This is a genomic window from Pseudomonas sp. PS01270 (assembly GCF_029959775.1).
Taxonomy (GTDB): domain Bacteria; phylum Pseudomonadota; class Gammaproteobacteria; order Pseudomonadales; family Pseudomonadaceae; genus Aquipseudomonas; species Aquipseudomonas atacamensis.
On the sequence record NZ_JASCPT010000180.1, the window covers coordinates 1 to 8,208 of the forward strand.

The 8,208-nt window shown below is 58.4% G+C and carries 5 protein-coding genes; 1 reads left to right on the forward strand and 4 read right to left on the reverse strand.

What is annotated here, in order from left to right:
* Positions 1–150: 150 nt before the first annotated feature.
* Positions 151–2,565, reverse strand: a complete 2,415-nt coding sequence (gene lon, locus QMX86_RS26320; RefSeq protein WP_024014191.1) for an endopeptidase La — start codon at positions 2,563–2,565, stop codon at positions 151–153.
* A 248-nt stretch (positions 2,566–2,813) separates the two neighbouring features.
* On the opposite strand from lon, the gene QMX86_RS26325 reads away from it, so the two are divergent.
* Positions 2,814–3,983 carry an ATP-binding protein gene (locus QMX86_RS26325; RefSeq protein ID WP_110646207.1) on the forward strand — a complete coding sequence of 390 codons (1,170 nt, stop codon included), beginning with the start codon at positions 2,814–2,816 and terminating at the stop codon, positions 3,981–3,983.
* A gap of 476 nt (positions 3,984–4,459) precedes the next feature.
* On the opposite strand, the gene QMX86_RS26330 is transcribed toward QMX86_RS26325, so the two are convergent.
* From QMX86_RS26330 to QMX86_RS26340, 3 genes are all read right to left on the reverse strand, one after another.
* Complete coding sequence (locus QMX86_RS26330) at positions 4,460–4,837, reverse strand: hypothetical protein (protein ID WP_282387096.1); 378 nt, start codon at positions 4,835–4,837, stop codon at positions 4,460–4,462.
* The gene (locus QMX86_RS26335; RefSeq protein WP_122706559.1) at positions 4,825–5,280 is read right to left on the reverse strand and encodes a hypothetical protein; all 456 of its coding nucleotides are present in this window, start codon (positions 5,278–5,280) and stop codon (positions 4,825–4,827) included. Before QMX86_RS26335 ends, QMX86_RS26330 begins: the two co-directional genes overlap by 13 nt.
* A 301-nt stretch (positions 5,281–5,581) precedes the next feature.
* On the reverse strand, positions 5,582–7,993 hold the full coding sequence (locus QMX86_RS26340) for a glucose/quinate/shikimate family membrane-bound PQQ-dependent dehydrogenase (RefSeq protein ID WP_073473247.1): 2,412 nt from the start codon (positions 7,991–7,993) through the stop codon (positions 5,582–5,584).
* Between the last annotated feature and the right edge of the window lie 215 nt (positions 7,994–8,208).

Consider the following 8,208-nt stretch of genomic DNA (forward strand, 5'->3'; position numbering starts at 1 on the left):
TCAGGGAGAATGGTGTTGCAAGAGCTGACGCCTTCGCGAGCAGGCGCGCTCCCACAGTGATCAGCAGTGTCAACAGATTTTGTGTTCACTGCATCACCCTGTGGGAGCGAGCCTGCTCGCGAAAACGGTACAGCAGGCGCTACACGACTGTCAGAAGAGCACCTTCGCCACATCCGCAAACCGCTTGGCAAAGTGCACGGTAATCCCTTCCTTCAGGTAATCCGGCAATTCCTCAAAGTTACCCCGGTTCGGCTCCGGCAGAATCAATTCGAAAATCTTCTGCCGGCGCGCTGCGATCACTTTCTCGCGCACGCCGCCGATTGGCAGTACATGCCCGGTCAGGGTCAGTTCGCCGGTCATCGCCACGCCTTTTTTCGGTGGCTGATTACGTGCGAGGGAGAGCAGGGCGCTGGCCATGGTTACGCCGGCGCTCGGGCCGTCCTTCGGCGTTGCGCCTTCGGGCACGTGCAGGTGGACGAAGGCTTCGTCGAAGAACTTCGCGTCACCACCAAACTGCTTGAGGTGCGAGCTGACGTAGCTGTAGGCGATCTCCGCCGATTCCTTCATTACATCGCCGAGTTGCCCTGTGAGCTTGAAGCCACGATTCAAGGTATGAATCCGCGTGGCCTCGATCGGCAAGGTCGCGCCGCCCATGCTGGTCCAGGCCAGGCCGGTAATCACGCCGGTGCCGGACAGCACTTGTTCGTTGCGGAATACGGGATGACCCAGCGAGGCTTCAAGGTCTTTCGGCCCGAGTTTGATTACCGCTTTCGGATCGTCGATCAGCTTCATCACCGCTTTGCGCACCAGTTTGCCCATCTGCTTTTCCAGCTGCCGCACGCCGGCTTCACGGGCATAGCCGTCGATCAGGGCTTTGAGCGCGGTGTCGCTGATGCTCAGGCTGCCTTTCGATACGCCGGCCTTTTCCAGCAGTTTCGGCCACAGGTGACGCTTGGCAATAGCGACTTTTTCTTCGGTGATGTAGCCCGACAGGCGAATCACTTCCATACGGTCCAGCAACGGGCCGGGGATCGAGTCGAGGGTGTTGGCGGTGCAGACGAACAGCACCTTCGACAGATCCATGCGCAGGTCGAGGTAGTGGTCGAGGAATTCAACGTTCTGCTCAGGATCGAGGGTTTCCAGCAGCGCCGAGGCCGGGTCGCCCTGGTAGCTCTGGCCCATCTTGTCGATCTCGTCGAGCATGATCACCGGGTTCATCACCTCGACGTCTTTCAACGCCTGCACCAGTTTGCCCGGCTGGGCGCCGATGTAGGTGCGGCGGTGGCCCTTGATTTCCGCTTCATCGCGCATGCCGCCGACGCTGAAGCGGTAGAACGGCCGGCCGAGGGATTCGGCAATGGATTTGCCGACGCTGGTCTTACCCACGCCTGGCGGGCCGACCAGCAACACGATCGAGCCGCTGATCTCGCCTTTGTACGCACCAACAGCGAGGAATTCGAGGATGCGATCCTTGATGTCGTCCAGACCGGCGTGATGCTTGTCGAGGATTTTGCGTGCGTGCTTGAGGTCGAGTTTGTCCTCGCCATACACGCCCCACGGCACCGATGTCGCCCAGTCCAGATAATTACGCGTGACGGCGTACTCCGGCGAGCCGGTTTCCAGGATCGACAGTTTGTGGGTTTCTTCTTCGAGGCGTTTCTGCACCTGCGCCGGCAGGGTTTTGCCTTCGAGGCGCTGCTGGAACTGTTCGAGGTCGGCGCTGCGGTCGTCCTTGGTCAGGCCAAGTTCCTGCTGGATGACCTTGAGCTGTTCCTTGAGGAAAAACTCGCGCTGATGCTCGCCGATCTTGCGGTTAACTTCTGCGGAAATCTCTTTTTGCAGGCGCGCGACTTCGACTTCCTTGCGCAGCATCGGCAGGACTTTCTCCATGCGCTTGAGCATCGGCACGCAGTCGAGCACTTCTTGCAGCTCGGGTCCGGTGGCGGAGGTCAGGGCGGCGGCGAAGTCGGTCAGCGGCGACGGGTCGTTGGGGCTGAAGCGGTTGAGGTAGTTCTTGAGTTCTTCGCTGTACAGCGGGTTGAGCGGCAGCAGCTCCTTGATCGCATTGATCAGCGCCATGCCATAGGCCTTGACCTCGTCGGTCGGCTCGGTGGGCTGGTGCGGGTATTCGACTTCGACCAGGTACGGCGGTCGGTGGTGCTTGAGCCAGGTCTTGATGCGCACACGGCTCAGGCCTTGGGCGACAAATTGCAGTTTGCCGTTTTCGCGGCTGGCGTGGTGAACCTTGACCAGCGTGCCGTATTCGGGGAGGGCGCCGGTGTCGAAGTGGCGCGGGTCTTCCTGGGGCGTGTCCATGAAGAACAGGGCCAGGGAGTGGTGTTCGGATTTGCTGACCAGTTCGAGGGTTTCGGCCCACGGCTCTTCATTGACGATGACCGGCAGGACCTGGGCCGGGAAGAACGGACGGTTGTGGATCGGGATGATGTAGACCTTGTCCGGCAGGTTTTGCCCGGGCAGCGCCAGGCCGGTGCCGGAGGAGGTGTGTTCGATGTGGTCGGTTTCGTAATCGTCGTGGTTGTCCGGGCGATCTTGCTGGTCGGTCATGGGGCACCTGCGCAATGGGGTATGGGGTGTTAGATGGGGCAGGGGTGGGGTGGTTTCAATGGGGCGGGTGTGTTTCTGCGTGTGTGTTCAGGTTTGCAAAGTTTTTGACCTTGTTAACCTTGGCGGCCTTTGGGCGGTGGCGAGATCCTTCAGGTGGGCACGGGTGCTTATTGGAATCTAACAATGTCTGTGCATAAATAGCAAAAAACGCTAGTGTTGGTTAGCTTTAACTATTAAATGGAGTTTTGATGGATCCCTATCGTAATCCGTTCGCCCCCGGGGCTGGTTTTCCACCACCGGAGCTTGCTGGCCGAGACCCTGTTCTCGAAATGGCTCGGATTTCCTGCGGCCGAGCAGTGAGGGGCAAACCTGCACGGTCGCTGATGCTCCTTGGCCTTCGTGGAGTCGGCAAGACGGTACTCCTGAATGAGATCGGCAATATCGCCAGACAAGAGGGGATGCTCGTTTCCCAGCTCGAAGCTCCGGAGAAAAATACACTTTCCACTCTTCTTTACCCTGAACTGCGACGCGTAATGCGTTCACTTTCGGGATTCGAAGGAGCAAAGCAAATTGCCAGCCGGGGTATGAGCGCCCTGCGCAATTTTGCCTCGATATTCAAAATCGATATCGGTGGCGTTGAGGTGGGCGTTGAGGGTGCTGAACCTGGGCTTGCTGATAGCGGCGATCTGCAACATGATCTTCCAGACCTGTTCGGTGTGATTGGCGAGGGCGCTAAAGCCGCTGGCAAGGGCTGGGTGCTGCTCATCGACGAGGTTCAGTACCTCTCGGAAGGCGATTTGTCGGCACTTATCGTTGCGATGCATCGAATGGCCCAGCGCGGGTTGCCTGTGGTTTTGGTTGGGGCAGGACTACCACAGGTTGCCAAATTGGCTGGTGAGGCGAAGTCCTATGCAGAGCGACTTTTCCTCTACCCGCCTGTAGGCGCGCTGGACGAAGAAGCAGCAAAACTTGCTGTTCGAAAACCCGTCGAGGAGGAGGAGCAGACGATCGAAGACGCTGCCCTCCAAGCGATTGTCGCGCGAACGAGGGGCTATCCGTTTTTTCTGCAGGAATGGGGTTCAACTTCATGGGATGTTGCTGCCGGCCCCATGATCACGCTCGCTGATGTCGAACGCGCTTATCCAGAGACTATCGCCGGACTCGATGCCGGCTTCTTCAAGGTTCGTTATGACCGGCTTACCAAAGCCGAGATCCAGTTTGTGATGGCGATGGCCACCCTTGGTGATGGGCCCTATCCTATGGCAGGTATCGCCAAGGTGATGGAGCGTGATCAATCATCGTTAGGCCCGGCCCGGGCCAATATCATTTCCAAAGGTATGATCTACAGCACCGACCATGGTTACCTTGATTTCACCGTTCCTCTTTTCGCGGAATACCTTCGCCGTCGTGGTGAATGAAAATCCGTGGTAGCGCCTTATGTAGTCAGCCGCCGAATTCTTTCCGAAAGTTCTGCCCCGCTTACCTGCCGGTACGCATGGATCAAGAGCATGGGCAGTACTCGATCTTGCGCTCATTGTGGAGCTGCCAAAGGCTGCGATCTTTTGATTTTGATTTTCTGTGGGAGCGAGCCTGCTCGCGAAGGCGGCCTGAATTTGACTAGGTTCCTTGAGTGAATGTAGGTTCTGACCAACGGTTGTATTGATGTCATATATAGCCCGATCAGGATATGGATTCGAGAAAGCCCATACCCGAGACGGTAATTTCACTATCGATTTTGATACGCAAGCTGATCATTACAAGATGTCTTTCCATGCGGTTGTTAATGATCCAGTCGCCGGCGACATAGACATTCTCGGGAGCTTTGACCTGCGTATGCAGTGAGATATCCTGCAGCCTCGATGTATTGCAACCCGTGGCAGACGTCGCTCCTCTATCAATACGCTCCGCTCGGAGTTTTCCTCGTGCCTGAGGTGTATTGGCAACTGACGATCCTTGACTCGCTGTATCGATACAAGGCGGCCAGTCTGGATTTTTCGCAAACATCCATGACCTGCTCAAATTGCTCGGCAGTTGCCTCGACGCGCCACTGTAGTGTTTGGCCTGTCTGACAATTGGATGCGCCAGGCGTGATGTTCATGGATTTCAATTCATTGAGCGCTGCACTACAGTCTTTTGCCTGCTCTGCGATATTGTCAGCCTGCACAGGGAGCCAGGCACTGAGTGCGAATATGGCAGCCGGCAGGGCGATACGCAGTTTCGAATAAAGGCTCATACAGAAGGTCCCCACAACCAGCGTTGTCAGATCGGCCACGTCAGTCCCTGAACCACAAAGAATCCATTACAGGTGAGTTCCCGCGTGTCATTCGTGTGCTGTGCTTTGCCGGAAAATTTGTAATCTTTGAGGTCGTATCGGTACACGAAGTTACTGATTTGGGTGACCGCGATAATTGAAGAAGTTGTCGTTTCAAATTCATAGGGACGAGGATCGGCTCGGTCTATGACAATCGTTTCTGAATAGCGCAAAGGGGAAGGATCCTGCGGGTAGCGAAGCGAGATGGAGATGATTCGCGCGCCCGACAAGCTGTCGTTGTGGCGGAAAGAAAAGTCGTATCCCCCTAAAGCGTTGATGGAAATGGATGTGCTTGAAGTGCTGTAGCTGGTCAAGTCCAGATAATTACCGCTGATGGTGCCTTTGACATCAGTTTCAATAGAGCCGAACGCGAAGACGGCGTTGGGTACGTTTGGGTTTGCCATGAGAGCTGCCTCTGTATGATCCGAATAATGAAGAGGCAAGTCTGGGTAAAAGCGTGAAAGCTGTGAACTGTAATACCTGACAGTTTTTTATTCTTGTTCGCGATAATTATGCAGGCCCAGCGCATTTTCCGAACGCTACCGACCCGCCTGTCGGAAAACTCCGGCGCATTGATCAGCGTCTGCAGGACGAACCTGTTCACAACCGCTACCACAGGTTTATTCATTGCCTGCCAGGTTGCGCTCACAAAAAAAGGCGATGTCCCTCACGGAACATCGCCTTTTCATTACCGCCAGCTAACGCTTATTCCGGCAGTTTGTACGCAATGATGTAGTCACCCATCTTGGTGCCCAGCGAGCCGTGACCGCCGACAACGAGCAGCACGTATTGTTTGCCGTCCTTGCCGGTGTAGGTCATCGGAGTCGCTTGGCCGCCTGCAGGCAGACGCGATTTCCACAGTTCTTTACCGGTATTCACGTCATAGGCGCGCAGGTACTGGTCGAGGGTGCCGCTTAGGAAGCCGACGCCGCCGGCAGTGACCATCGAACCGCCCATGCTCGGTACGCCGAGGGTGAAGCCGATCGGGATTGGCGAGCTGTCGCGGCTGGTGCCGTTCTTGCGTTTCCACACGACTTTGCCGGTGGTCAGGTCGATACCGGCGACGTAGCCCCAGGCCGGGGCCTGGCACGGTACGCCCAGTGGCGACATGAACGGGTGCATGATCACCGCGTATGGCGCGCCAGTGTTTGGCTGCACGCCCGAGGTTTCGCTCTCGCGTTTGCTGCCGGCTTCGACTTGCTCGCGTGGGACCATTTTCGAGACGAAGGCCATGTAGTTCGGGCTGGTGAACAGCAGCTGGCGAACCGGATCGACCGAGACGCCGCCCCAGTTGAACACGCCGACGTTACCCGGATAGATCAGGCTGCCCTGTTCCGATGGCGGGGTGTACTGGCCCTCGTAACGCAGTTCCTTGAACTGGATGCGGCACAGCATCTGGTCGAACGGGCTCGCGCCCCACATGGCTTTTTCGGTCAGTTCCGGGGCCAGCAGGTTGAGGTCCGAACGGGCCTGGGTCGGTGCGGTGTGGTCGCCTTTCACGGCGCCTTGCGGTACCGGGATTTCCTTGATCGGAATGATCGGCGTGCCGTCACGACGGTCGAGGACGTACAGGCTGCCCTGCTTGGTCGGAGCGATCAGCGCAGGTTTCACGCCGTCGGCGGTTTTCATGTCGAGCAGGGTTGGCTGGCTGCCGACGTCCATGTCCCACAGGTCATGGTGGGTGAACTGGTAGTTCCAGCGCACTTTACCGGTGGCCAGGTCCAAGGCAACGAGGCCGGCGCTGAATTTTTCCGCGCCCGGGGTGCGGTTGCCGCCCCATTGGTCCGGGGTCTGGTTGCCCAGTGGCAGGTAGACCATGCCGAGTTTTTCATCGACGCTGGCCAGCGACCACATGTTCGCCGAGTTGCGGCTGTAGGTTTCGCCCGGGGCCAGAGGCTCGGTGGCGTCCGGCTTGTCGCTGTCCCAGTTCCACACCAGGTGACCGTCGCGCACGTCGAAGGCGCGGATCACGCCCGATGGCTCATTGGTCGATTCGTTGTCGGTAACGTGACCGCCCATGATCACCAGATCACGGGTAATCGCCGCTGGCGAGGTGGAGTAGTAGCCGCCAGCGGTGAACGGGCCGATGCCTTGGGTCAGGTCGACCACGCCGTTGGTGCCGAAGCCTTCGCAGATCTTGCCGGTGTCGGCGTTCAACGCAATCAGGCGGGCATCAGCGGTTGGCAGGTACAGACGACGCGGGCAGGCCTGAGCAACGGCCTGGCCGGCTTCGGAGATGACAGCGGAACCGGCGTTTTCAGACTTGGCATAGGCGGCTTCGTCGTAATACGACACGCCACGGCAGGTCATGTGGGCGAAGCCCTTGAAGCCGACCGGGCTCTTGATCTGTGGATCGAAGCGCCAGATTTCCTTGCCGGTGTCCGGGTCCAGTGCCAGCACTTTGCTGTGCGCGGTGCAGGCGTAGACCATGCCGTTGGCTTTGAGCGGGGTGTTTTCGTTGGTCAGCTCGACCGGGTCATCCGCAGTTGGCAGGTCGCCGGTCTGGATGCGCCAGGCTTCTTGCAGCTTGCCGACGTTTTCCGGGGTGATCTGCTTGAGCGGCGAGTAGCGGTCACCGAACTCGGTGCGACCGTAGGCTTGCCAGTCGCCATCCGGCATGGCCGGTGCGGTGCTGGTCATGTCGGCGCTGTCGCGGCCCAGTTCGCCGAAGGTCTCTCCCGGATGAGTGAAGAGGCTGGCCAGAGCGGTAACGCCGGCCAGGATCACAGCGACGGTCAGGCCGCCGGTGCCGATTTTCGCCGGGCCGTTGAGCAGCAGCGGACGACGGAACCATGGCAGCAGCATCACGAAACCGAGGACAAACCACAGCGCCAGACGCGGCACCAGTTGCCACCAGTCCAGACCGACTTCCCACAATGCCCACACGGTGCTGGCAAACAGCACGATGGCGTACAGGCCCAGCGCCGCGCGGCGACGCATCAGCAGCAGGATGCCGCTAAGAGCGATGCCGATACCGGCCAGCAGATAGTAAAGCGAGCCGCCGAGCATGCTCAGCTTGACTCCCCCGGCCAGCATGGCCAGGCCCATCAGTAGAAGCAGGATGCCGAGCAGGCCCGGTAGCAGACGGCCCCGACTCGAAGCACTTTCGGTGCTCATAGTGTGATTCTCCGTGACGTTTATGTAGTCCCGCGCTGTAGTCACTTTAGATGACGATTTGGCGCAGGCATGGTTCAGATAAAAACTTGTTCGGCTAACGAAATGCATTCCTGTGGGAGCGAGCCTGCTCGCGAAAGCGGTGTATCAGGCAACACTGCAGCGACTGACAGGCCGCCTTCGCGAGCAGGCTCGCTCCCACAGGGGTTAGCTGTGAT

Coding starts and splice junctions, on each gene's coding strand:
- lon (WP_024014191.1), bottom strand. CDS start 2,565: ATGACCGACCAGCAAGATCGCCCGGACAACCACGACGATTACGAAACC.
- QMX86_RS26325 (WP_110646207.1), top strand. CDS start 2,814: ATGGATCCCTATCGTAATCCGTTCGCCCCCGGGGCTGGTTTTCCACCA.
- QMX86_RS26335 (WP_122706559.1), bottom strand. CDS start 5,280: ATGGCAAACCCAAACGTACCCAACGCCGTCTTCGCGTTCGGCTCTATT.
- QMX86_RS26340 (WP_073473247.1), bottom strand. CDS start 7,993: ATGAGCACCGAAAGTGCTTCGAGTCGGGGCCGTCTGCTACCGGGCCTG.